Annotated in this window: 25 protein-coding genes; 11 read left to right on the top strand and 14 right to left on the bottom strand. The window is 40.0% G+C overall.

The window, feature by feature from the left end:
- Positions 1 to 15 precede the first annotated feature (15 nt).
- On the bottom strand, positions 16 to 834 hold the full coding sequence (locus AC1F2U_RS14800; protein ID WP_480261800.1) for a biotin--[acetyl-CoA-carboxylase] ligase: 819 nt from the start codon (positions 832 to 834) through the stop codon (positions 16 to 18).
- A gap of 77 nt (positions 835 to 911) precedes the next feature.
- Here AC1F2U_RS14800 and pgeF point away from each other — a divergent pair, with 77 nt between their 5' ends.
- Positions 912 to 1,697: a peptidoglycan editing factor PgeF gene (gene pgeF, locus AC1F2U_RS14795; protein WP_480261799.1), complete on the top strand. Its 786-nt coding sequence runs from the start codon at positions 912 to 914 to the stop codon at positions 1,695 to 1,697.
- A 49-nt stretch (positions 1,698 to 1,746) separates the two neighbouring features.
- Here pgeF and AC1F2U_RS14790 read toward each other — a convergent pair whose 3' ends face one another.
- Genes AC1F2U_RS14790 through csaB form a run of 3 tightly spaced genes read right to left on the bottom strand, consistent with a single transcriptional unit; the run spans position 1,747 to position 3,477 of the window.
- Positions 1,747 to 2,073, bottom strand: a complete 327-nt coding sequence (locus AC1F2U_RS14790; protein WP_480261798.1) for a hypothetical protein — start codon at positions 2,071 to 2,073, stop codon at positions 1,747 to 1,749.
- 17 nt (positions 2,074 to 2,090) lie between these two features.
- Positions 2,091 to 2,408 (bottom strand): hypothetical protein, encoded by a 318-nt coding sequence (locus tag AC1F2U_RS14785; RefSeq protein ID WP_480261797.1) that lies wholly within the window; start codon positions 2,406 to 2,408, stop codon positions 2,091 to 2,093.
- A 31-nt stretch (positions 2,409 to 2,439) separates the two neighbouring features.
- A complete protein-coding gene (gene csaB, locus AC1F2U_RS14780) occupies positions 2,440 to 3,477 on the bottom strand; it encodes a polysaccharide pyruvyl transferase CsaB (RefSeq protein WP_480261795.1) in 1,038 nt (345 codons plus the stop codon).
- Between the two features lie 450 nt (positions 3,478 to 3,927).
- Here csaB and AC1F2U_RS14775 point away from each other — a divergent pair, with 450 nt between their 5' ends.
- The 6 genes from AC1F2U_RS14775 (at position 3,928) to AC1F2U_RS14750 (ending at position 8,334) form a co-directional block, all read left to right on the top strand.
- Positions 3,928 to 4,638 carry a TVP38/TMEM64 family protein gene (locus AC1F2U_RS14775; RefSeq protein WP_480261794.1) on the top strand — a complete coding sequence of 237 codons (711 nt, stop codon included), beginning with the start codon at positions 3,928 to 3,930 and terminating at the stop codon, positions 4,636 to 4,638.
- Positions 4,639 to 4,746: 108 nt separating this feature from the next.
- On the top strand, positions 4,747 to 5,745 hold the full coding sequence (locus AC1F2U_RS14770) for a glycosyltransferase family 2 protein (RefSeq protein WP_480261793.1): 999 nt from the start codon (positions 4,747 to 4,749) through the stop codon (positions 5,743 to 5,745).
- A 289-nt stretch (positions 5,746 to 6,034) separates the two neighbouring features.
- A complete protein-coding gene (locus AC1F2U_RS14765) occupies positions 6,035 to 6,370 on the top strand; it encodes a DUF2499 domain-containing protein (protein ID WP_099099641.1) in 336 nt (111 codons plus the stop codon).
- The gene (locus tag AC1F2U_RS14760) at positions 6,367 to 6,666 is read left to right on the top strand and encodes a DUF3593 domain-containing protein (RefSeq protein WP_334900929.1); all 300 of its coding nucleotides are present in this window, start codon (positions 6,367 to 6,369) and stop codon (positions 6,664 to 6,666) included. The genes AC1F2U_RS14765 and AC1F2U_RS14760 overlap by 4 nt, the downstream gene beginning before the upstream one ends.
- 47 nt (positions 6,667 to 6,713) lie before the next feature.
- Positions 6,714 to 7,487 (top strand): 1-(5-phosphoribosyl)-5-[(5-phosphoribosylamino)methylideneamino]imidazole-4-carboxamide isomerase, encoded by a 774-nt coding sequence (hisA, locus tag AC1F2U_RS14755; protein WP_334835488.1) that lies wholly within the window; start codon positions 6,714 to 6,716, stop codon positions 7,485 to 7,487.
- Between the two features lie 442 nt (positions 7,488 to 7,929).
- The gene (locus tag AC1F2U_RS14750) at positions 7,930 to 8,334 is read left to right on the top strand and encodes a hypothetical protein (protein ID WP_480261792.1); all 405 of its coding nucleotides are present in this window, start codon (positions 7,930 to 7,932) and stop codon (positions 8,332 to 8,334) included.
- 186 nt (positions 8,335 to 8,520) lie between these two features.
- On the opposite strand, the gene AC1F2U_RS14745 is transcribed toward AC1F2U_RS14750, so the two are convergent.
- The 3 genes from AC1F2U_RS14745 to AC1F2U_RS14735 form a co-directional block, all read right to left on the bottom strand.
- A complete protein-coding gene (locus AC1F2U_RS14745) occupies positions 8,521 to 8,712 on the bottom strand; it encodes a hypothetical protein (protein WP_480261791.1) in 192 nt (63 codons plus the stop codon).
- Positions 8,713 to 9,032: 320 nt separating this feature from the next.
- On the bottom strand, positions 9,033 to 10,595 hold the full coding sequence (locus AC1F2U_RS14740; protein ID WP_480261790.1) for a hypothetical protein: 1,563 nt from the start codon (positions 10,593 to 10,595) through the stop codon (positions 9,033 to 9,035).
- Between the two features lie 107 nt (positions 10,596 to 10,702).
- Positions 10,703 to 11,305 (bottom strand): DUF3318 domain-containing protein, encoded by a 603-nt coding sequence (locus AC1F2U_RS14735; protein WP_094349161.1) that lies wholly within the window; start codon positions 11,303 to 11,305, stop codon positions 10,703 to 10,705.
- Positions 11,306 to 11,537: 232 nt separating this feature from the next.
- Here AC1F2U_RS14735 and AC1F2U_RS14730 point away from each other — a divergent pair, with 232 nt between their 5' ends.
- The gene (locus AC1F2U_RS14730) at positions 11,538 to 11,798 is read left to right on the top strand and encodes a hypothetical protein (RefSeq protein ID WP_334835477.1); all 261 of its coding nucleotides are present in this window, start codon (positions 11,538 to 11,540) and stop codon (positions 11,796 to 11,798) included.
- A gap of 82 nt (positions 11,799 to 11,880) precedes the next feature.
- On the opposite strand, the gene AC1F2U_RS14725 is transcribed toward AC1F2U_RS14730, so the two are convergent.
- From AC1F2U_RS14725 to AC1F2U_RS14705, 5 genes are all read right to left on the bottom strand, one after another.
- Entirely contained in the window at positions 11,881 to 13,554 is a 1,674-nt protein-coding gene (locus AC1F2U_RS14725; protein WP_480261789.1) for an iron uptake porin, read from the bottom strand.
- 132 nt (positions 13,555 to 13,686) lie between these two features.
- The gene (locus tag AC1F2U_RS14720; protein WP_480261788.1) at positions 13,687 to 14,316 is read right to left on the bottom strand and encodes a Crp/Fnr family transcriptional regulator; all 630 of its coding nucleotides are present in this window, start codon (positions 14,314 to 14,316) and stop codon (positions 13,687 to 13,689) included.
- A gap of 430 nt (positions 14,317 to 14,746) precedes the next feature.
- The gene (phoU, locus tag AC1F2U_RS14715; RefSeq protein ID WP_322672278.1) at positions 14,747 to 15,415 is read right to left on the bottom strand and encodes a phosphate signaling complex protein PhoU; all 669 of its coding nucleotides are present in this window, start codon (positions 15,413 to 15,415) and stop codon (positions 14,747 to 14,749) included.
- A gap of 28 nt (positions 15,416 to 15,443) precedes the next feature.
- A complete protein-coding gene (locus AC1F2U_RS14710; RefSeq protein WP_480261787.1) occupies positions 15,444 to 16,763 on the bottom strand; it encodes a sensor histidine kinase in 1,320 nt (439 codons plus the stop codon).
- A gap of 53 nt (positions 16,764 to 16,816) precedes the next feature.
- The gene (locus AC1F2U_RS14705; protein ID WP_334900939.1) at positions 16,817 to 17,569 is read right to left on the bottom strand and encodes a response regulator transcription factor; all 753 of its coding nucleotides are present in this window, start codon (positions 17,567 to 17,569) and stop codon (positions 16,817 to 16,819) included.
- Between the two features lie 512 nt (positions 17,570 to 18,081).
- Here AC1F2U_RS14705 and AC1F2U_RS14700 point away from each other — a divergent pair.
- The 3 genes from AC1F2U_RS14700 to AC1F2U_RS14690 all read left to right on the top strand — a co-directional run bounded on the left by AC1F2U_RS14700 (position 18,082) and on the right by AC1F2U_RS14690 (position 21,828).
- Positions 18,082 to 19,065 carry a hypothetical protein gene (locus AC1F2U_RS14700; protein WP_480261786.1) on the top strand — a complete coding sequence of 328 codons (984 nt, stop codon included), beginning with the start codon at positions 18,082 to 18,084 and terminating at the stop codon, positions 19,063 to 19,065.
- 53 nt (positions 19,066 to 19,118) lie between these two features.
- The gene (locus AC1F2U_RS14695; RefSeq protein WP_480261785.1) at positions 19,119 to 20,198 is read left to right on the top strand and encodes a hypothetical protein; all 1,080 of its coding nucleotides are present in this window, start codon (positions 19,119 to 19,121) and stop codon (positions 20,196 to 20,198) included.
- A gap of 586 nt (positions 20,199 to 20,784) precedes the next feature.
- The gene (locus AC1F2U_RS14690; protein WP_480261784.1) at positions 20,785 to 21,828 is read left to right on the top strand and encodes an HNH endonuclease; all 1,044 of its coding nucleotides are present in this window, start codon (positions 20,785 to 20,787) and stop codon (positions 21,826 to 21,828) included.
- A gap of 33 nt (positions 21,829 to 21,861) precedes the next feature.
- On the opposite strand, the gene AC1F2U_RS14685 is transcribed toward AC1F2U_RS14690, so the two are convergent.
- Together AC1F2U_RS14685 and AC1F2U_RS14680 are read right to left on the bottom strand one after the other, a co-directional pair.
- Positions 21,862 to 22,272, bottom strand: a complete 411-nt coding sequence (locus tag AC1F2U_RS14685) for a PIN domain-containing protein (protein WP_480261783.1) — start codon at positions 22,270 to 22,272, stop codon at positions 21,862 to 21,864.
- A 9-nt stretch (positions 22,273 to 22,281) separates the two neighbouring features.
- Positions 22,282 to 22,575 (bottom strand): hypothetical protein, encoded by a 294-nt coding sequence (locus AC1F2U_RS14680; protein ID WP_480261782.1) that lies wholly within the window; start codon positions 22,573 to 22,575, stop codon positions 22,282 to 22,284.
- Positions 22,576 to 22,684: the final 109 nt, after the last annotated feature.

The following is a 22,684-nucleotide window of genomic DNA, read 5'->3' as shown; positions in this document are numbered from 1 at the left end:
GAACAAACCTCAAATTTAAACGGAAGATTTATGGTACCCCAAACTGATTGTACCGGGTTCAATATAAATTTCCGGTGTATTTAGTCCCTTTGTATCATGTGTTTCTAAATCAATTCGTAAATTTCCTTGAGATGTCACCCCAACTACAGTACCTAAAAGATTATTGACGTAGACCCGATCGCCCATGTTTGTAAGCAAATCTAGATAGCAAGACAAGAGTATGCTTATTCCTTCTTCGCAAAGGCACTCTATACCGGATTCTATTCCCAGCAAGACTTTAGAGGTGAGCATTTCCAGACACGAAATTGGTCTGAAATCTTGGGAAGCTTGCCACGATTCCAGATTGATTCCAGTTTCTGGTACTGGATTCGTCCAGTTAATACCAACACCAATTACTGCTTGGGTAATTTGTCCTTTGTTTACTTTGGTTTCTGTCAAAATGCCGCCTAGTTTGCGACCATTTAAAACTAAATCGTTAGGCCATTTTATCCCAACATCTATACCGCATTGGCGCAATTGCGACGCAATTCCCCAGGCAGTAGCGAAAGTTAGCTGATAGCTGTCAGTAGCTTCTATTTTGTGGTCGAAAGAAATCGCCACGGAAATATATAATCCCCCAGCCGGAGAAATCCACTGCCGGCCCCATTGTCCTCGCCCAGCAGATTGCACAGTTGCGATTACTACTGTCCCTGAAATAGCCCCTTGCTTGAGTAAGTTCCAGAGGGTTTGGTTGGTTGAGGAGACGCTTTCAAAAAAGTGAAGAGAAAATGGTAAATATGTATGCTTACGCCCTGCTTGCAAGGCTGCTTCCAAGTTTTGCAGATTAAATCCCACAGCAGTTAATCCAAATTCCGTTGTTCAAGTTAGCATTGATTGGCTGATGAGTGAGTTCTGTTTAGGTTTGGTTAAAGATGCACACTTGGCACTGGCGCAATTGGGAAGGACTGCCCTATCTAACTTGTAGTATTCTGGAACGTTGGCATCACGGCTTCTTTACCCAGCAGTTTTGGCCGCGATCGCCACAAGTTATCACAGAAGTATTGCAACCAGAGGCATCAGTCTATCGCTTAAAGCAGGTTCATGGCAATACTGTTCTCACCCCCCAAGAAGTTGAAAGCTTCTTAAACTCTGCTGAGGAGGATTTCGCATCGGCAGATGGTTTAATGAGCGAACAGCCTCTACAAGCGGTTTGGGTCGCTAGCGCAGATTGTACACCCGTGTTGATTGGGGATGTGCGAACTGGACGGGTGGCAGCATTACACGCAGGCTGGCGGGGGACTGCTAAAAAGATTGTGCCCTTGGCGATCGCTCGACTACAATCTCAAGGCAGCAAACTTGATGATTTGAGAATTGCGATGGGCCCAGCGATCGCTGGTGAGGTTTACCAAGTCTCTACCGAAGTGGCTGCCGAAATCGGGGCTAGCATCATACCAGATGAAGACGAACAAAAAATCGTTCAAGCATTGCATGAATTACCAAATTCACCTTTGCTAGAAGACCCCGATCCAGGAAAGGTACGGTTAGATGTGCGGCGAGTGAATACCTTACAACTGGAAAATATGGGGATTAGTGCAGAACAAATTGCGATCGCACCTTATTGTACTTTCCAAACTCCAGAGCATTTCTTTTCTTACCGCCGGGAAAAAGAAAAAAAAGTACAGTGGTCAGGGATTGTCAGCGGCAAAACAAGTCACTAGCATTCAAATGTGTTTTGGCTGATAGAGCGATCGCTTTATCAGCTTGGATTCAATATATAAATTCGCCATGTTGTGGATCAAAAATACGGCATTTTAAATGATGACAGAGATCCTGAATAATTCTCAAATCACACATGCCAACATGGGGCGAGAGATAAATCAACTTTACGGGTTCATCATCTAAACAGACTTTCCATACAGAAAAATCACTAGGATTTTCTCTAGTGCATCCTGGAAAGTAATAATAACCATCATGGAATTCAACGTCAGGATAAAGTTCATAAATTACAGAAATTATTTCTGTGCTAGTACCAATTTCTAAAATATTCTCTTCATTGATATGGTTTATCGAGAGAAGGTCAGGTGATATTCGCATTAACCAGAAACTGAGACTCATAACCTGCCGCAGGTTCCTGTATCGTTGAGTCGGAATATAGTAAGTTTTACTTCGTTAGTATTGCCATAAGCATCATGAATTTTTTGCATTATCCCCAAAAGTGTTGGGTCAATGAGATACTCTTCTGTTTCAAAGTCGATAGCAATATGCCAGTTGTAATGCATTTCGATCGGAGTTGGACGTAAGCGCTCGAAAACAGCACGACACCGCACAGCAAGAGCATCACGCTGTTCCTGACGATGGCTTACTTCTTCAGGTGTTAAGGTTGATGCTGGTAAAATGCGAGTGCGTTTTGGTTGGGATACCTGTGTCATATCATTGTCTTGTTTATATCTAAATAAAAACCTAACTCAAAGCTTCACTCAACAACTCGCGGTGCAGTAAAGCACCATCCACCAAAGATTGGATTTTCTCTGATGATAAAGGATCGCCATTGGCGTAATGCTCCATCCAAGTCAGACCAATTAAATTGGGATCATCGGGTAAACTCGTTAAATCCCAACCAGGCATTTCTAAGTCTTCCATGAGACGATTTACTTTGGGGTCATAACTGAGAGCAAAGCAGCGACAACCTTCAGCAGCAGCCATAATTAAACTGTGCAGGCGCATCCCAATCGCCATTTCAACGCCACGAAACACCCCTTTTAAAAGTTGCGGATCTTCCAGACACAAAATCTTGCTGACATCTTTAAGGTGTGGTTGAATGGCTTCGGCAATACTTAAATCTTCACTTTTTTGAAACGGCAATAATAAAATAAATGCTTGCGTAGCTTTTTGAAAGTCAACCAAAGCACGAGTTAAGTTTGCTAAACGTTTTTCTGTAAGTTGGGGATGCGATCGCAACGTTACCGCAACTCTCGGCGCAGGTAAATCCCAAAGTCCTGGTACTGGTTTAGATTCCAACGCCCAAACTGGGTCAGGAGCTATCATACAAGGAATTTGCCAATCAGATAATAAAGCGGCACTGGCGCGATCGCGGACACTGATTTTGGTACAATTACCAAAGGTTTGCCGTGCTAACCAACGAGTTTGCGGACGCACTAACGGGCCAATACCCTGCGCCCAAGCAATGGTTTTCAAACCCATTTTCTGCGCTAATGCCATCAGTCCCCCATAATAAAATGGGCTGATGGTACTGGTAACATCTTGAATCAGACTCCCACCGCCCCAAATCAAGGCATCACAAGAACGTAAAGCTTGCAGTACAGCTAAGGGAGCCATGCGATCGCAGGTTTCTACATTGTAGCGATCGCGGGTTTCCTCTGGATTACCAGAAAGCACCACAGGCGTTACGTGAGATGGCAACATTTGCAAAAGCGTTGCTAATAAAGCTTCGTCACCACCATTACCTTTACCGTAATACCCAGACAATAATGCCCGCATCTTGACCATTTTGGATTTTGGATTTTGGATTAATTAATAGCTATTGTTAAATGAATCTCTGTCTCCCATATAGATGGTAAACTCATTCCCAAGTTCTATAGCAGTGGTCAAACAACTTAGGACATTCATTGGCAAATCGTCATAGAGCTACTGTCACAGCTATCCATAACAGACTTGTCCTAAGCAGGATAAGCTGCTATAATTACTCACATTTTTTCAACTCCGAAGTGAACACTTCCGGTTTTATCGACAGAAGTCTTGCTAGCTTGCGTTTCTTGGTCTGTGCTTCGATACTTGGATAAAGGTTACGATCGCTTATCTTTAAAACTAGCTAATACAATAGACATCTAGTGAAAAATCCTTGTAGAAACGCGAAATTTCGTGTCTCTACAAGGATTTAAATTTTCAAAAGATTGGTTTTGTTACACAAAAAGTAGGAGTAGAGTTCTAATGTGGAACTTGAAAACTGGTATTTTGCTACTCACGCTGAGTTGCATAATTGCAACTGGTATAACCGTATATCTTCTTGGCGGCATTGAACCAGTACAAATTCAAGCTTTGCTGAAATCTTCTGGTATCTGGGCACCTATTATTTATATTGCTTTGTACGTTGTGGCAACCATGTTAGTTTTGCCCTCAACAGTATTAAATTTGACTGGAGGTGCCATTTTTGGCCCTTGGCTGGGTACTGTCTGGACTAGTCTTGCAGCAGTCATTGCGGCAATAATTGCCTTTGTTTTTACTCGAACTATTGGGCGCAAAGCAGTTGCAAAACGACTAGCAGGACGCTGGCAAGCTATGGATGCTGAAGTGCGTCGTGGAGGGCTTTTTTATATGTTTGCCATCCGATTAGTACCAATTATGCCCTATGGCTTGGTCAACTTTGTCGCGGGACTGACTTCGATTAGCTTTAAAGATTATGTTCTAGGTACAACACTTGGTACTGTTCCTAGTGTCTTACCTTTTGTATTACTAGGTAGTTCTGGTCTGAAGGCAGTGAATACAAACGATTTTTTGCCGCTAATACTTGCATTAGGCTTAACTGGAACGCTGGTAGCAGGGTCTACTTGGTATCGCCATCGTCGAACTTTTCCCAAAAAAGCTGTAGAAAGGCTGAAAAAATTAGACTCTTCAGATAACATAAATCCGAAGAATAAATAAAGTATGAGAACGAAACTTGAGTGTTGCTAGGTATACTGTGAACCACACCTTTTCGATCGCAGGCAGCCTGTTATCTTGGCTGTAAAAAAAATTAAACAATATTTTTAGATGTTACCAAAGTATTCATTCATTGTTCCAATTTATAACGAAGAAGAAATTATTCCAGAACTATACCGCAGACTGAGTGCAGTAATGAATCGGATGGATGGGCTTGTCGAATTAATTTTAATCAATGATGGTAGCCGCGATCGCTCCCTACAATTACTACGAGACCTCCATCAAAAAGACCCACGCATTTGCTATCTGAGCTTTGCTCGTAACTTTGGTCATCAAATTGCAGTAACTGCTGGTCTTAATTTTGTTCGGGGTCAAGTTATTATCATCCTTGATGCTGACTTACAAGACCCACCAGAACTAATCCCCGATATGGTTGAAAAATGGCGACAGGGCTATCAAGTCGTCTACGCTCAACGCACTCAACGCCAAAAAGAAGGATGGTTTAAGCGTTTTACTGCCTATTTCTTTTATCGTATCCTTAAGAAGCTTGCAGATGTAGAGATTCCTACTGATACTGGTGATTTTTGTCTAATGGATCGGCAGATTGTAGATATTCTCAATTCTATGCCAGAACGTAACCGCTATATTCGTGGTTTGCGTTCTTGGGTTGGCTTTCAGCAAACAGCAATTCGGTTCGAGCGCAACCCCCGTTTTGCTGGGGAAGTTAAATACACTTTTAGCAAATCCTTAGCCCTTGCTATCAATGGTCTAGTGTCTTTTTCAATAGTGCCACTGCGGTTATCAACTTACTTAGGCTTAATAGCAGCGGCGGCGGCCATCTTCATGGCTTTATTAGTCTTGTATTGGCGTCTTTTTGTCCCCCATTCACCTTTAACTGGGTTTACGATTATTTTGATGGCAATTTTCTTTCTCGGATCTGTGCAGTTAGTCAGCGTTGGTATCTTAGGTGAATATATAGGGCGCATCTACGAAGAAGTTAAAGCCAGGCCCCTCTATACTTTGGCAGAGGTAGGTGGTTTTGAGCGCAAATCCTCTAACTCAACGACCAATTCTGACAAATTAGATAATTTAGAAGACGCTTACAAATAGGAATATTTCTTTGGCGTTGCATAATAAAGTAAGACTTACGCAAAAATCGCCCAAAAGCTTTATTTGTCGAACCGCCATCGCGCTTCGCGTCTCGCAGAGAAGACGCCTTCGCGTTCGCTTTAGCGTCTCTGAAAGAGAAGCGTCTCGAAGAGAAGAACGCCAAGAATTCGTAAAGTGTGCGTAAGTCCTATAAAAGTTTGTTTAAACAAATATAAAATTCAAGCTACATATCACCTTGACAGTGCTACTCTCCACTCCAAATCTTTAACTCTCAACTCCTAACTTTCTTATGCACACCCTTTCGATTCCCACCTGGATTATTCATGTTTCTAGCGTTATTGAGTGGATTGTCGCCATTTGGTTAATCTGGATTTACGGCGAACTGACTAATAACCGCAGCTGGTGGGGATTATCCCTGGCGATGTTACCAGCTTTAGTCAGCGCTATGTGTGCTTGTACTTGGCATTATTTCGACAACGCCGAATCTTTGGAATGGATGGTAACGCTTCAAGCTACCATGACTTTAGTTGGTAATTTTACGCTTTGGGCGGCGGCGTTTTTGATTTGGCGTTCTACCAAATCTGTTAACACTGTTGAACCAAAACCTATCAAATCAGAGCAATGATTTCTAAAGAAACCCTGTTTGCACTTTCACTGTTTCCCTATTTGGGTTTCTTGTGGTTTATCAGCCGCAGTCCGCAAATGCCGCGTTTGGCGCTGTATGGATTTTACGGCACTCTCGTCTTTGTTGCCATTACTATCCCGGCGGGGATTTATGCTGTATTGCATTATGGCGAGTCTTTAGCCAATGTGGATTGGTTGCACGGTGGTGCAGAACTATTTTTGACGCTTTCTAACATCTTGCTTGTGCTGGGTTTTGGGCAAGCTGTAAGGCAATTACAAATGAAAAATGAAAAATAATAAATTCAGCGATAAATAGTGTTTGGATTGCAATGAGGAAGAGTTAGATGGACGTAATTCCAGCGATTGATTTACTAGAAGGTCACTGTGTGCGACTGTATCAGGGAGACTACGATCGCTCGCAAGTTTTTAGCGAAAATCCTGCTGATGTTGCCAAACAGTGGGTAGATCGAGGTGCTACCAGATTGCATATAGTTGATTTAGATGGTGCCAAAGCAGGTAAAATAGTAAACTTAGAGGCAATTGAAGCGATCGCTCAAGCAGTGTCAGTACCCATTGAAATTGGTGGAGGATTGCGCGATCGCAACAGCGTACAACAAGTATTTAATCTAGGTATACAATGGGCAATTCTCGGAACCATTGCCGTAGAACAACCCCAGTTAGTGCAAGAACTCTGTCAAGAATTTCCCGAACAGATTATTATCGGTATTGATGCCCGTAACGGCAAAGTAGCAACTCGCGGCTGGTTAGAAACCTCGGAAGTTTTAGCAACTCAACTGGCTGTACAAATGCAAGAATTGGGCGCAGCCGCCATAATTTACACAGATATCCACCGGGATGGTACACTGACAGGCCCAAATTTAGAAGCTTTGCGAGAACTTGCAGCAGCAATTTCCATCCCGATAATTGCTTCTGGTGGGGTAAGTTCTGTCACCGACTTGTTGAGTTTGTTGGCGTTAGAACCTCAAGGCGTGACTGGCGTAATTGTGGGACGTGCCTTGTATACTGGGGATATTTTACTCAAAGAAGCATTACGAGCGATCGGGCCGGGGCGAATTCAAGATATTCCACCCAATCTCGGTTTTTCTACCTTTGCTTGACATTTTCTTGGCAAGTTCGACAAATAGACCATCTTGTAGAGACGCGATTCATCGCGTCTTTACCCAAGAATGTATTGCAATCATTAATTGAATTGATATTAGTTTAATTATTTTGACAACTACCTTTGGATAGATAGGGTAAACACTACGCGATTTCTGATTAGAAAAAGCTTGCGATTCACGAAAAAATACACACTGCATATTTAGTTAATTGTGTCAATATGTAATCCCTAGCATTGCCTAATAAATCAGCAAGGCCTTCTGTGGACTGAATTTATATTCATGCTTTCAGTAGATGCAGTTATGACTTTGCAAATGCAATAATAAATATGTTCTCAAACAATAAATAGTTGCTGTAGTTTAGATAAAAAATTCAGATTTTATCAGACTCTAGTAACTTAAGTTTTTAGAAAATTGTTTGATGTTTTGAGAAGGTAACACAATGAATAAAATCCTAAAACGCGCACTTTTACCCAGCCTCATGGCTGCAAGTTTAGCTGGTGTAAGCTTAGTTCCCGCCAAACCCGCTGCTGCTGATGACCAAGTACTAAGAGATGCAGGTATTGGGGCTGTTACCAACGTTGTAACCGGAGCTGTTAGGGGAAATGGCAGTGTATTAGGGAATGCTGTTAAGGGTGGTGTCACTGGTGCAGCCGTCAACGGTGCAAATGGTCTGAGAAATACTCGCAATCGCCGTCACCGGAACGCTGTTCAAGATGTCGGAGTCGGTGCAGGGACTAGCGCAGTAACAGGCGTAATTACTGGCGATAAAAGAGATACCCTTGGCAATGCTATTGATGGTGCAGCTGTAGGTGGAGCAATCCATCTATTAACCAATGGTAAATAATTCGTAAATTCATCGACCTAAAATATTTTCCAACGGTTAACTAACTTATCCCTCCCTAATTGCTCTCCTTCGTAAAAGGAGCAAACCTAACCTCGCTTCCCTAGTAGGGGAGCGAGGTTGTAGGTTAGATTTCTTTGAGATATATACCACCGTCAGGATCGGATGACGTTAGGTTTAATAGTAATCCTAGCCCTTCAACGCCTTTCTAAAGTTTCGACGATAAGACTGATTTGTAATAAACAAAGCTGGCCATAGCAAAGATAAACCAATCCGATTAGTCAAACTTGGATTAAAATTAGTCCGTTCAAACCCTTTCCAAAACTTCCAAGCACCGCCTCCGTAAACCACTATCAAGCCAATAAAAATTAAGGTACTCATTCCCATCAACTCCGTTAGTAACTGACAGAATTTAAGTTAAGTTTTACCACACGAGGTAATCACCTCATAAGCAACACCGAGAAGGTATGACAAAACTCCTCAGTTTTTGATATCTAAGTCAGTTAAACACACATTCTCTTATTCCAGTGTAGATTAGCCTCACGCATCCAAGCTAGTTATCAGCGGTGGGAAGCTAGTCAAAAGATGCAAAAGCGTTATTTGTGGGGTGTTTTGGCGACACATTCAAATGTAAATTCCGATCCTCTAGTACAAAAAAGTCTATACCATATTAAACTACAAAGTTCTGTGGCGCATTATTCTTATACTTCATCTATCCAATAAAGATAATATCTTTCGTTATCCACCCAGCCTCTCGGAAAATCTTTGATAGGAACAATTTTCAAATCACTGCGGTTAACATTCAATTTTTTATTTAAAATCAGCAAAACTTTCTTTCGCTCATCTTGATTTTGAAGTAGAGAATTAATCTGGCTTAATACCTCAGCTTGTTCCACTTCTTGACGACCTTTTTTAAATAAAGTAAAGCTTCCCATTTTTTCAATCTCTGGATAGTAAAACTTTCGATTGAGATAACCAGATAAAGGAGCCATATTCGCATCTCGACTGGCAACAATAAACTCATTATCTAACCCAGCTTTGTGAATATATTGGGCTGTTTCGCGACTAGCAGAAAATGGTATAACTAAATCTCTTGAAAAACTATAAAATCCTCCCCCAAACTGGACATAAAGAATGAGCATAAAAGCCAGATAATGCCATTTATGAATAAATGTAATTGAACGTGGAACAAGAGAAATTTTATTAAGTAAAACTAGAGACTTTTGATAATAACTTCCCAGCCATAAAGCTGCTATTAAAACTAAATAGAAATGTCCAAAATGCCGTGGCATCCCTAAAAATCTCAAGTATGTAAAGGCAAATAATATACAATTGCCTATCATGTAGAAAAAGAAAATAACTGGCTTTTCAGATAATTTTATTAAAGTTAAAACTACAATAAATAAAGCAATTGTCGCACAAACAATTAAATCCAACCATCTTTTATGTGTAGGAATAATTAATAAATAACTACCAAATACTCTGCCGACGCTTCTCAATAGATGACGGATATCTAATTCTATTAGCCAACCATTATTTAACCCACCGTGAAGATAACTATCTGTCGGAGGAGTAATAATATAAATGGATAAAATAAAAGATAATGCGATCATTAAAATACTTAAAAATAAGTCGTACTTTTTGGTTTGACTAAAATAGTGCTGCCGATGTTCGCTATCAAAACAAAATTCAACCAGCAAAGTCAATAATAAAGAAAATGATACTAGTAAACCATAAGCACTACTATTTGCTAGTAAACCCAATAAAATTGCCAAATAAGCATAAGTTATTTTTCTAGATGCAAAAATTGTACAGAATGCAAAAACAAATAACATACTAAAGGCATAGTTTCGAGAAATTAAAAGATATTCGTAAAAAGGAAAGAACCCAAACGAAAATAGAAATTTTTGTTGATAGTTAAAAGGGCTATATAGGCAAAAAAGTGTCACTGAAACAACGGTAATTGCCAAATGGAAAATTTGCATGATAATAGGATCGGAGACTATTTTTCTCAGAATTGCCAAAGAAAAATACCATAGAACAGGATGACCTTCATAATGAATATTTGCAATTAAATCCCCCAACGATTCACTATCTCTGACAATCAGCCAGGGATTTAGTTCATCTCGCCACATAGAATGGTTAAGGATACCTATTAAACCAAGAAAAGAAAAAAGAAGAATAATAAACCAAGGAGAATTCAAAGGTGATTTTGAAGTAAACTTGCTAATTTTATTGCTTAACATTATTAGTTCAGAATCCAATTTTGTTGTATCATCAAGATTGCTGTAAATGCGATATCATCAGATATTATTCTGATTCTTTAACTATTCAGCCAGATGGATTCTGACTTCTGAATTATTACTTATTTTTACTTATAACTTTCTGGTATACCCACTGGTGATAAACCTGCGATCGCTCGTAAGTTTTGGCAACGAATCAACTCAGTAAAATTCAAACTGGAACGCCCTTCAATTTTGGCTACCGCTTCAATTGCTGATAATAGATGCTGTGCTGCTTCAACTTCTGAATAACCACGCCGCTGTGCTATTTTAATTGCGGCTGCATCGGCATTTAACTCTGACTCTTGAGATTTATTAGTGCGCCAGATCCGAAAAGCAGCGATCGCACTTAATCCCCCAGCTACAGCAACGCCCACTACATCTGATTGTGCTGCTTCTAAGAATCCGCCTAACAGGCCAGCCAACACCACACCTTGATAAATGTCGGGTTTAAACCACTTTACCCCCGTCAACCAGCTAACCATCTGCAACAACAGCAAGTCTCGTTGCGGCTTTGTCAGGCGACGCCACAAATCAAAATTAATATATATCGGTCGCGCTTGGTTCCAGGGTTGGGGAAAGGAAGCGTCAATTACTTTTGCTTGCTCTGGCTTACTGACGATTTTTGTCGTCATCCGACCAGAGGCAGGCATCACATCTAACAAACGGCGAATTTCAACATTTGGCTCCATAAATTTAATTATTAGCCATAATGTGCATAGTAACTAGGTGTGTAAAAAATAAAGTTTTCATGTTAACCTTTGATTTATGAGATGCTCTCACAGTCTTGAATAAATTCAGATCGAGCTATAAGAATATTTATTCAGCAGTTTGATAGTATGGCGGGATTTTATAGTATTCCTTTGCCGCCAAATTCCAAACCTCAAAGTTTTGGCTTGCCATTAAGACTATATTTGTAACTACATGGACGCTTTTGCTACCCTCCCACCTGAATGGACGAATAAGGCAATACACGCTTATGATTTTTGCTGTCCTAAATGCCACTCAAGTAGCCTAGAAGCTGAGAAAGTTTGGCTAAATAGGCGATCGCCTGTTCTTACAGAAGACCGTCGTCGCAAATGGCAAGAGTTCTATTACTGTCACTGTGGTTCTGTGTGGTGGGCTTGGAGTAGCGATCGCCCACCAAAAGATGTATCTAATCAGCCAGATTATAATCCTACATAGCTAATTTTCTTCCTAAACAAAACCCCACTTTTAGGTGGGGTTTTGTTTATCTAATTCTGAGATTTATATTTCATCACCAATTTTAGAAGGTGAAAGTAGTACGTAGAGTACCTACATATTCAGTATCGTTAGCATCGTTGTGCTCTGGATTGAAGATTACCAACAAGCCAGGTGTTACCTGAATATTATCGGAAACATTGTACTTGTAAAGACCCTCTAAGTGATAAGAAGTACTGTCGTCGAAGGTAGTATTGCCGGCAACTGTTTTGATGCTACCACCAGTAACTTTGGGTGGTTGACCAAAGATCACACCTAAGACATTGCCTTTTCCACCAAAGTCTTTCAAAGCAAGCGATCCAGCCCAGTACCAAACATCCGCGTCTGTACCCGCATTAGCACCAGTAAGAGCATCAGCAGTTGTATAACCCCCCCAACCACTAATAGCCAAAGTAGAGCCTAGTTGGAAGGTAGCTTCTATACCGTAGTTATTGGATTCAGTGCGAGTACCAGCCCCAAAGGGATTATTGGCAAAAGCGCTACCTGTTCCTTGGAAGAGACTATTAGCTGCATTGCCAGCGAAGTAACTACGGGCGTAGGTGAGACCAATATTGAAGGCTTTGCTGGGTTTGAAAGTTAATTGACCGAAGATGGTGTTATCACCATCGAACAGCCCATTATTAAGACCGGGATTATTAGCACCAAAGATATTACCAGCACCACTTGAAGGTGCTAAATAAGCACCAGTCAAACTGATAGCTTTGTTAGGATTTAAAGTAACAGTCAAAGCAGCAGAATTTTGACCTTGACGGTAAATCGGGCTAAAACGTCCATAGCGAGAGAGCGCACCTCTAGCAGAGCTTGCAAAATCAGGGTTGAAGGCGTTTACGTTTTCCCATAATTCACCACCACTAGCGTCAACTTTGACACGCACCGCGTCAGAAAAGTTGAAAGCGTAGTTGATTTTATCAATCACAACCGAGTTGCCGTTATCTCCATCAAAAGACAAGCGGCTCATGTTAGTACCAGTACCAGTAGCGGTTGCAGCACTACCAACATTAGAAATGGTATTGTTAGCAGTCAAGCGGATTTGCAACTGGTCTGTACCAGTGAAACTGCTGTACAAGTTCAAACGCACCCGGTCAGAAAAAGTGGTGTTATAATTCAAGTCTTGAGTAGGAGCACCACCAGGAACTGCTCTAGTGTCACCAAAAACATCAGACACGGCGAAAATTGCTTCTCCAACCAACTTGGTGGTAGTGGAGAACTGATTAGCTTCTAACTCAGAAGTGCGGGCTTCTAGTCCATCAACGCGACCGCGCAGAGTTGCTAATTCAGCAGAATATTCTTCTTGTAAGCGCTGTAAAGTAGCTAAATCTTGTTTGCTGACCAAATCGGCAGTAGCTGTAGCAATCAGTTCGTTAACCCGATCTAAACAGGCATTCAAACCTGCGGCAAATTCATAACGGGTTAAAGCACGGTTCCCACGATAGGTACTGTTAGGATAACCTGCAATACAGCCGTAGCGCTCAACTAGAGATTGTAAAGCTTGGAACGCCCAATCTGTAGGCTGCACATCTGAAAACTGAGAAACTGATGTTACCTGACTCATGTCGTTAGACTCTTGAGTTTCAGATAACTGGCCAACATTTGTTACCTGTTCGTTGACTTCACCTGCTAAGGCACTATTAGCAACGAAAAATGTAGCAGCTAATACAACCGGACTAACCTTAAAAAGATTCCAGAATCGTTTTGTCATGTTTTTAATTTCACTCACACCTAAAATAATCCAGTCATGATAAAATGCTTTAAACACTTTTCTTTCGTGGATTTCACACACAATCACAGCGACGATTATACCTTTATCTTGTGATTATTACAAGCAATTCATTTAACAAGCTGCTGAACTATAGTTCTTAATTAATTTATTTGGTAATCGCAAGATAATGCGGCGTTTGTAACGTAAAACTGTTCCTTGTTCTTCTAACTGCTGTAAGAGTCGGGTAACAGTTACTCGCGTAGTATTTAAAACTTCAGCAATATCCTGATGGGTAACATTTAAATCAATTAGCTTGCCCCTATCTATGTCACGGCCAAATTTTTCACTTAACCAGACTAAAAACTGCCATAAGCGTAGCGAAATTGGTTTTCGATGCACAATGCTTAGTAGATCCTCTGCTTGTTGAATATGAGACAACAAAGCATTAATATCTTGATGCCACAAATGAGGTGGCACAATGCTTACTTCTACGCCCGTGAGACATTCAATCTGGTAGGGTTTCACCTTAGACAAAGGATAGCCAATCAGATCCCCTAGTCCCCAATAACCGAGAGTGATGAATGTTCCATCTTCACTCCACGTTAAGGTACGAACTGCACCATATTCAATTCGCCAAATTACGTCATTGTAAGGTGGAATTACTTCTCGACGGGTAAATATCTGTTGGGGTAATTGTTCGCCCAAAGCAGAACCATTTGACACGGCAGAAGAATTTGAAGTAGGACTTGGGGAATACATCATTAACCGTAATTACACAATTATCAGGGAATCTCGCTATTGACAATGGTTAAGAAACTCTAATAATTTGTATCAAAGTTTACCTATATATCGAAAAGTCTATTCTTCTCAATCAGAGCTAGAGACTAACTAAAAATCTTCTGATAGTAACAACTTTTGGTTAAGGTATCTATCAGCGAGATAGGCTCAAAATTTTCAGTTGTTTATCCGCTACTTTAATTGTGTAAGTTTAAGAATAGGTAAGCTTTTAGTAAAATATTGAATTAACTTATTTTTAATTATTTGGTATTTTCTGAAGACGAAGTAAGTATGTCGGCGCAAAAATTATGAAGATGGTAGGGTGGAATGACGCTTACTAACTCGCTGGATTTAGATCCCCGACTTCTTGCAGATACCTGAAGGGTAGAAGTCGGGGATTTGGGCAGCATATCAATTAGGAGCGTTGACCGGTGACAATATATGCTACCCTTTGACCGATATTCGTAGCGTGATCTGCCATGCGTTCCAGACAACGAATTGCCAGTGCTAGCAGTATAATTGGCTCGACTACACCAGACACATCTCGTTGTTGGGCTAAAGTCTGATAAACGCGATCGTAGGCATCGTCTACAGTATCATCTAGATGTTTTAAACGGCGTCCACTGGCTTCATCGAAATCTCCCAAAGCCTTTAAGCTTGTTGCTAGCATCGCCTGCGCGTGAAGAGACATAGCTTCAATGTCGGGCATTGACGTATGAGGCGCGTAGGGGAAAATTTTAATCGCAATTTCAGCTAAATCCTCAGCATAATCGCCAATGCGCTCTAAATCTCGCACCAGCTGCATAAAGGCACTCAAGCAGCGCAAATCGGGAGCCGTAGGCGCTTGTAGCGTCATAATCGCCGTACAATCTGATTCGATTTGTCTATAAAAGCGATCGATTTTTTTATCTAATCTAGGGAGTTCCTCAGCTGCTGTTAAGTTACGAGCAAATAACGCTTGGTGGCTGAGGCGAAATGATTGTTCTACCAAGGCACCCATGCGTAATACATCCCGTTCTAAGCGCCTAATGGCGCGTGCGAGTTGTGGTCTTTGAGGATTGGGAGTATTATCGACGGCTTTCACACTTGTTGTCTCAAAGGTGAAGATATTACTAACTATAGTCTTGGCTTAGGGAGTTTGCCATAACTTCAGGAAATTGAAGTTGCATCCACGCACCACCAGTTTCTGGATGGTTCATCGCTTTGATTGAACCACCGTGGGCAATTAAAATTTGCTCAACGATCGCTAAACCTAATCCATTGCCAACGATCGCTCCTATGGAGTTACTATCTTGGGGGGAATGAGTTCGCGCTTTATCTCCTCGATAAAATCGCTCAAAAACGTGGGGTAAATCTGCTTCAGAAAAGCCGACTCCAGAATCAATAAGATTTATTTCCAAGATTGAGGAAACAGGATCGTTATCCTTTGTTGATAAGATTTTCGCTTCAATGTAAATGCTTGTGCAAGGAGGACTGTACTTAATGCTGTTGTCTAGCAAATTCAGAAAAACCTGGTAAATCCGGGCTTTATCTGCCTTAATCCAAAGATTTTCGGGGCCAGAATAAGAAAAAGACAGATGTTGGCGCTGTGCCAAGGGTTCTAGAGTTTCCCAAACAGATGTAATGAGCGATCGCAATTCTACAGCTTTGGCTTGCAATTGCATATTTGGGTTTGCTTCCATTTGGGTAAGGTCTAACCAGCTTTGCACTAAGTTAATTAGTCGGTCAACTTCTTGCATGAGGCGGTTAACCCAGCGATTCAAAGGTGGTTCCAACCGATTTTGTAAAGTTTCTACAACCAAGCGAATCGAAGTTAGCGGTGTTCTGAGTTCGTGTGCAAGATCGGAAAAATAGCGATCGCGTACCTGATTTATATCTAATAGGGGTTGACGATTTTCTAAAAATACTCCCACTTGTCCATTGGGTAAAGGCAAGCTAGAAGCCCGCAAAGCCAGAGATTTGATTGTTGCCATCTCTGCCGCATCATCACAAGATGGATGAAATATCCATTCTCCCGTCTGTGGCTTTTGGCGATCGCGAGTTTGCTCAATTAAATGGTCGAGTTCATAAGACCTGACCAACTCCAATAACAAGCGCACCTGTTCTGGTTGCCACCTTTGCAGATACAAAATTTCCTGCGCCTGTCTATTACACCACAGCAGTTGATTTTCCTCATCCACTTGCAAATATCCCACTGGTGCAAAATCTAGCAGGTCTTGATAAGTTTGCAACGACTGCTGCAAATCTTGCCGCTGCTGTTTCACCATCGCTATTTCTTGCCGCAACCCAGGAATCAACAGCAGTCCCATCTTGTCAGAACGCAAAGTTAACGGTCGGAGTAAGCGCCCCAGGTAGCGGTTAAGTTGAACCTGCTGCCAAATCGAAAACCCAATGCCTACCGCTAAACCCAGAAAAAATCCCAATAAAAGCATTTGAGTTGTTAGTTTCTTGGTGACTACTAAAAACTAACAACTATCCCAACTAATTATCCAAACCTATAGCCAAAACCTCTTACAGTCACAATATATTCGGGATGACTGGGGTCTTGCTCTAATTTTTCGCGCAACCACCGAATGTGAACGTCTACGGTTTTACTATCGCCCACGAAATCCGGCCCCCAAACCTGATCGAGCAATTGCTCCCGTGACCATACCCGGCGGGCGTAACTCATAAACAATTCCAGCAAGCGGAACTCTTTGGGAGAAAGATTCACTTCTTGACCGCGGACTAGCACGCGACATTCTTGGGGATTTAAGGAGACATCCTTAAATTTTAATACTGGTATTGGTGGTAAATTACTTAGGCGTTGGCGGCGGAGTAAAGCGCGACAACGAGCCACTAACTCGCGCATACTAAAGGGTTTAGTCAGGTAGTCATCTGCACCCACCTCTAACCCCAAAACACGGTCAGTTTCACTACCCTTAGCACTGAGCATTAAAATAGGTACTGGGTTGCCTTGATGACGCAGCAAACGGCAAATATCTAGCCCATTGATTTGCGGCAGCATCAAATCAAGAATGACCAAATCGAAGGGAAGTTCCCCCGAATTGGTTTCAAAACTTTTGAGATACTCTATAGCAGACCGCCCATCAGGGGCAGTTATCACCCCGTAACCCTCTTCTTCCAGAGCTACAGCTAGCATTTCCTGGATTAATTCTTCATCTTCTACTACTAGAATACGGCTGGTTTGTCCAATGTCCGTTCTAGCAGAGTATTTGGTCGATTCACTGGTATACATTGATATCACAAAAGTCTATGACTGTGCTTGTATCAATTAGGATGATTAAGTCTATTATCTCGCCTTACTGCAACCACTCTTCTACTAGGGTTAATTCTTTTAGATTTTCTTTACAAAAAGTAACATACACCACTGCAGTGTCCTAAATCATAAATCACTGTGGCTGCAAGCTTCTAATAGTTTTTTAATTAAGGACTTTGAATTTTCGATTCTGTCTTCACAAGATCCAAAGACATTATCGCATGAAGATTATCTTGACAGAGGAGATTAGTTTAGGTATATTTATCCTAGTACAAAAATACTATTAAACCTCAAAGGGAAAACTATAACTGAAAAACAGAAGGACATATATGTGGAAAATTCGTACCCACTAAGTGTCAGATGTGGATCATTTCAGTATTTCCACGGCGTTAAAAATGTTGATTAAAAGGCTACTCTGATGTCTGCATAGGGTAGTCATTGGTATGGCTTGCTACCCAATAAATCATTTGCCTATTGAAGGGAGTTGGAAGATGACTACAGTTGGAGTCAAAGACAGCAAACAACAACTAATGCAAGCATTTCAACAAATTATTATCCAAAGAAAAAAACTTGAATCTAAAATAGCAACCAAACAAGAGGAAGCAGAAAAGGCAAAAAGTCAAGAAATTCTGCAAGCAGCTTCTGCATATACAGTTGATAGTATTGTCAAAGGTTTAGCTGATTTACAATTAGAGTTTGGCAGTATTCTCAACGGATTATCTGAAAAACTAGCTCAGGAAAATTCCAAGTTAGATGAATTGAACCGAGCTATAGAAATTGAAACCCAACGTCTACAAGAACTGCAACAAATTAGAGTTGTAGCGGATACTTTAGACATTTTAAGTCAAGAACATCAAGAAAAATTAAAAATTCTCGAACAAGATACTATTAGCAAAAAGGAAGCAATAGAGAAAGAAATTACAATCAGACGGAAAGAATGGCAAAAAGAGCAAGCAGAGTATGAAGAAAAACTTCAAGAATATAACGATTTATTAGCCAAATCTCGCCAGCAAGAACAAGAAGAATTTCAGTATAAGTTAGAAACTACTCGTAAACTCAATACAGACAGCTACGAAGGGATAAAGCGCCAACAACAAAGGGAAATACAAGAAAATTCTCAAAAGAAAGGGAAAGATTGGGCAGAGCGAGAAAAAATCTTCGCTGAACGCCAACCACTCTTTGCAGATTATGAACAAAAGGTAACTACATTTCCTAGCGAACTTGAAGAAGCCGTTAAGAAAGCTAGAGAAGAAGCAATTAAAGAAACAAGCCAAAAAGCTAAAATCGAGGCTGATTTATTTGAAAGAGAATGGGAATCTAACAAACAGAGCTATGAACAAAAAATTCAATCTCTGGAAGAAACAATTAAGAAACAATCTGAGCAAATAGAAGGGATTTCGGCTCAATTGCAAACTGCATTAAAACAAGCACAAGACTTAGCTATGAGGGCTTTTGGTAGTTCTAACCCTAAATAGTTGTGAGTTCGTAGCATCTTAATCATTTTGAATTCCTGAAGAGGAGGTTTGTTGTGGTGGGGAAAAAACCGACTGATAAGAATACTAAAGTAGAAATTCTTCAGGCGTATGAGGAGTTGGCAAAAGAAAAAGCAGCACTGAAATCAGAGCTTGATAAAGTTGGCAAAGAAAGCCAGTCTGGAACTAAAGAACAGCCTAAATTAGAACAAAAAATAGCTATGAATCAGCTTTCTAGTGTCCAACAAAAAATGAACAATACAATTGAAAGCTTGGCAAAAATTCAATTAGGTTTTGGCAGTGCTGCTAATGAATTATCGGAACAGCTAACCACAAAAGCCTCTAAGTTGGAAGAAATTAGGCAAACTTTAGAAGAAGAAATACAACAATTAATACAACTGCATAATTTAGAAGTTTCTGATGATATCTTGGATACTCTCATCCAAGCCTATGAAGATAATACTAAAGCTTATCAAGAAGAATATAGCCAACGTTCTGAAGTGTTATTCCAAGAAATACTAGAGCAAAGAAATACTTGGGGAAAAGAACAAGAGGAACAGCAACGGGCAATAAAAGAACGGAATGAAAATTTGAATAAAACTCGGCAACGCGATGCTTCAGAGTACAAGTATAACCTAGAACTCCAGCGGCAATTGCAAAATGACGAATACGAGCAAGAGCAGAAAGTGCTATATAAGCAATTAGAAGAATTACTACAAGAAACAGAAAAGCAGTGGGCTGAACGAGAGAAAGCAATTTCTGAAAGAGAGAAACAATTTGAAGAATTAAAAGCTAAGGTAGAGGCTTTTCCGAAAGATAAAGAAGCAGCCATCAAAAAAGCTACAGAAGAAGGCAAAGGCATCGCCCACTACCAAGCTAAAGTAAAATCAGATTTATATTCTAAGGAAGTGGAAGGACAAAAGCGTTTCTATGAACAAAGACTGCAATCTCTAGAACAAACTATTACTAATCAAGAGACGCGAATTGAAAATCTTTCTAAACAACTTGAATCCGCTCTAAAACAAGTTCAGGATTTGGCAGTTAAAGCTATTGAAGGTAATTCAAATGTTAATTCATATCAGGCAATCAAAGAAATAGCTTTAGAACAGGCAAAGACTCAAGCGAAAAATAAATAAGCTGATTTATTTTTGATGAAAATTGTAGAGACTTAAATTCAATTAAGTCTCTGCAAGTAACTATAATGCTTTTTATTCAGTTTTCTTTGGTTTTTTGAGGTCTGGGGGAGGTTGTACTTTCTTTTTCTTTGTTACGCTAGCCTGCGTTTGCTTAAATGCTTTGTTGGAATTTTGTTCTTGACTAGACATAATACTAATTTTTAATATGTTTTAGATTACAAGTATCATTGATTACATCAATATATCACAGAAAATTTAAGTTTAACTGAAACAAATTAGTAAATAATATTACCTTTGTAGCAACCTTCACTTTTAGCGGGATAAATACAAATCTTAATAGGCATCTGATGAAAAAGAGATGTAGCAGTGCTATGTCTCTACAAGGTTTCGTAATGGGTGTTTTGTCTTGTTCTTCTGAGGCATTCCCTGAAACAAATTGCAACACAATCAGAAGTGCAAGATATTCTTAAATGTGGGTGATTAATAAATAATTTGGCATTTTTTCTACGTAGTTGCACGCTCTGGTTACAAGTCTGTTGTAATTGGGAATTATAAAAATACTTCTGGCTTAGAAAAGATTTGTCAAATGAATAAATTCAATTTAGATGACAACACACCACAAGTGTGGTTACTTTTTGCACTTGGTGATGATGAAAAACAACACTATAGTGGCAATAGTGGTTATACTGACAAAATATCGGAAAAATATGAATACCAAAATAGAGTATCAAACTCGTGTAATATTTCTGAAGGCGCTCTTGTTTTACTACGCAATAAAACGCAACTAATTGGTCTTGCAAGAATCGAAATAATTAAAAGTCGTTTAGAGGAACAAGAACAATTAAATTGTCCTTTTTGTGGGGAAACTAACTTCTACTCACGAGAAACAAAGAAACCTGAATACCGTTGTAAGATATGTACTAATGAGTTCGATAAACCTACGAGTAAAACTGTGCAGCGTAAGAAGTTCACTGCATATTTTGGTGATAGTTTTGTGCCAGCACAAAGAGCAGTCAGTATTCAGGCACTACGAAAAGCCTGTCCAAAATATAATAAACAATCTTCAATACAGTTAATAGATATCAAACAAATTGAAGCAACTTTACTTGATAAAGCACCGTCTGTTGCCAAACTACTGAATAAAAACGGCGATTTAGACTATCTCAAAGCTGATGATGCCAAGGAAGACGAAATTACTGAGGATCTAGATATCACTGAGTATTCTCGAATAGAAGGTGATCGCCGCCAACTGGTAATGCGGCAAATCAGAGAACGCCGTGGGCAGTCAAAATTTCGGCAAGCTTTGCGCTTACGTTACGGTGGTAAGTGCATGATTACTGGCTGTAAGTTGTTTGATGTTGTGGAAGCTGCTCACATTTCACCCTATCGAGGTTCTGAGGACAATCACCCAGAGAATGGACTTCTGCTACGTGCAGATTTACATACTTTATTTGATCTTGACCTTTTAGGTATTGAACCTGAAACTTTAGAGATTAAACTTCATTCAAAAGTTCTTGATACTCGATATAGAAACTTAGAAGGGAGAAAGCTAATATGTTCTAAATTCAAACCAGATACTGAGGCCCTGAAATCAAGATGGAGTCTGTTTTTACAACGCTGTAATTCATAAAATTCAATCAAGTGGAAACTTGAGTAATTTTCATCAAGATTCCATTCTCAACCAATTTTCTAAATTAAGCCCTTCGACTCCCAACAAATCAGAATCATCTGAAATCAGAACCAAACCGCGTACAATTGGCGTAGCCGCTATCAATACATCAGCCTCTTGTATTTTCCTACCCTTTCTCTTTAAATCTGCATGAATTTCACAGGCTTTTTCTATAATTTCTAAATCATCCAAAAATAAAATTTTATAATTTCGGCAGAATTCATTTAAATCAGATATCTGTCTGGTAGCATTTGCATAAAGCAATCCTCTTTTGGATTCAAAATATGTTATACAACTTATAAATACATCTTCTCCTAGAAAACGCACCTCCTCTAGCTTAATATTTACCTTCTGATTCTTCTTCAGAATAGCCGTTAATACATTCGTGTCGAGAAGATAGCCCATTATTTATTCCTATCTCCTTTCTACTGCTGCATCAAACATCTCTATTTGGTCTGGTGTTAAGTCATTTAATGTCCCAGAAACTGCCTCTATCACTAGAATACTATCAATTCTATCTGTTAATTCCCTTTCAGAAAGAGCATTTATAAATTCTGGTGAAAACTTATCCAATAAATTAATTAGATGTTGAATAATTTCTTGTTTATCTAATCTTTCTTGATAAAGACTATTATCTTGAATTAACTTATCGACGATTTTTGATAACCGTGCGATCGCCATATCTCTTTTCCCTGAAACTTCCTGCATAACTTCCTCCTAATTCGTAACTAATCTATTCAATTATAGTTAATCTCCCTCAACCCTTCTCTATGTAAAAAAAAGGCGGGCTTTTCAGCCCACCCACAATATTTTGAGA

It is taken from the genome of Nostoc sp. LEGE 12454, from assembly GCF_056620565.1.
This window is presented reverse-complemented; position numbering and strand designations above follow the sequence as displayed.

Excerpts from the sequence above, each read along its gene's own strand:
- AC1F2U_RS14785 (WP_480261797.1), bottom strand. The coding sequence starts at position 2,408 with ATGACACAGGTATCCCAACCAAAACGCACTCGCATTTTACCAGCATCA.
- AC1F2U_RS14730 (WP_334835477.1), top strand. The coding sequence starts at position 11,538 with ATGGACGCTTTTGCTACCCTCCCACCTGAATGGACGAATAAGGCAATA.
- AC1F2U_RS14735 (WP_094349161.1), bottom strand. The coding sequence starts at position 11,305 with ATGGAGCCAAATGTTGAAATTCGCCGTTTGTTAGATGTGATGCCTGCC.
- AC1F2U_RS14700 (WP_480261786.1), top strand. The coding sequence starts at position 18,082 with ATGACTACAGTTGGAGTCAAAGACAGCAAACAACAACTAATGCAAGCA.
- AC1F2U_RS14750 (WP_480261792.1), top strand. The coding sequence starts at position 7,930 with ATGAATAAAATCCTAAAACGCGCACTTTTACCCAGCCTCATGGCTGCA.
- pgeF (WP_480261799.1), top strand. The coding sequence starts at position 912 with ATGCACACTTGGCACTGGCGCAATTGGGAAGGACTGCCCTATCTAACT.
- AC1F2U_RS14725 (WP_480261789.1), bottom strand. The coding sequence starts at position 13,554 with ATGACAAAACGATTCTGGAATCTTTTTAAGGTTAGTCCGGTTGTATTA.
- AC1F2U_RS14790 (WP_480261798.1), bottom strand. The coding sequence starts at position 2,073 with ATGCGAATATCACCTGACCTTCTCTCGATAAACCATATCAATGAAGAG.
- AC1F2U_RS14765 (WP_099099641.1), top strand. The coding sequence starts at position 6,035 with ATGCACACCCTTTCGATTCCCACCTGGATTATTCATGTTTCTAGCGTT.
- AC1F2U_RS14770 (WP_480261793.1), top strand. The coding sequence starts at position 4,747 with ATGTTACCAAAGTATTCATTCATTGTTCCAATTTATAACGAAGAAGAA.
- AC1F2U_RS14720 (WP_480261788.1), bottom strand. The coding sequence starts at position 14,316 with ATGATGTATTCCCCAAGTCCTACTTCAAATTCTTCTGCCGTGTCAAAT.
- AC1F2U_RS14760 (WP_334900929.1), top strand. The coding sequence starts at position 6,367 with ATGATTTCTAAAGAAACCCTGTTTGCACTTTCACTGTTTCCCTATTTG.
- AC1F2U_RS14705 (WP_334900939.1), bottom strand. The coding sequence starts at position 17,569 with ATGTATACCAGTGAATCGACCAAATACTCTGCTAGAACGGACATTGGA.
- AC1F2U_RS14690 (WP_480261784.1), top strand. The coding sequence starts at position 20,785 with ATGAATAAATTCAATTTAGATGACAACACACCACAAGTGTGGTTACTT.
- AC1F2U_RS14685 (WP_480261783.1), bottom strand. The coding sequence starts at position 22,272 with ATGGGCTATCTTCTCGACACGAATGTATTAACGGCTATTCTGAAGAAG.
- AC1F2U_RS14710 (WP_480261787.1), bottom strand. The coding sequence starts at position 16,763 with ATGCTTTTATTGGGATTTTTTCTGGGTTTAGCGGTAGGCATTGGGTTT.
- csaB (WP_480261795.1), bottom strand. The coding sequence starts at position 3,477 with ATGCGGGCATTATTGTCTGGGTATTACGGTAAAGGTAATGGTGGTGAC.
- hisA (WP_334835488.1), top strand. The coding sequence starts at position 6,714 with ATGGACGTAATTCCAGCGATTGATTTACTAGAAGGTCACTGTGTGCGA.
- AC1F2U_RS14775 (WP_480261794.1), top strand. The coding sequence starts at position 3,928 with ATGTGGAACTTGAAAACTGGTATTTTGCTACTCACGCTGAGTTGCATA.
- AC1F2U_RS14680 (WP_480261782.1), bottom strand. The coding sequence starts at position 22,575 with ATGCAGGAAGTTTCAGGGAAAAGAGATATGGCGATCGCACGGTTATCA.
- AC1F2U_RS14745 (WP_480261791.1), bottom strand. The coding sequence starts at position 8,712 with ATGAGTACCTTAATTTTTATTGGCTTGATAGTGGTTTACGGAGGCGGT.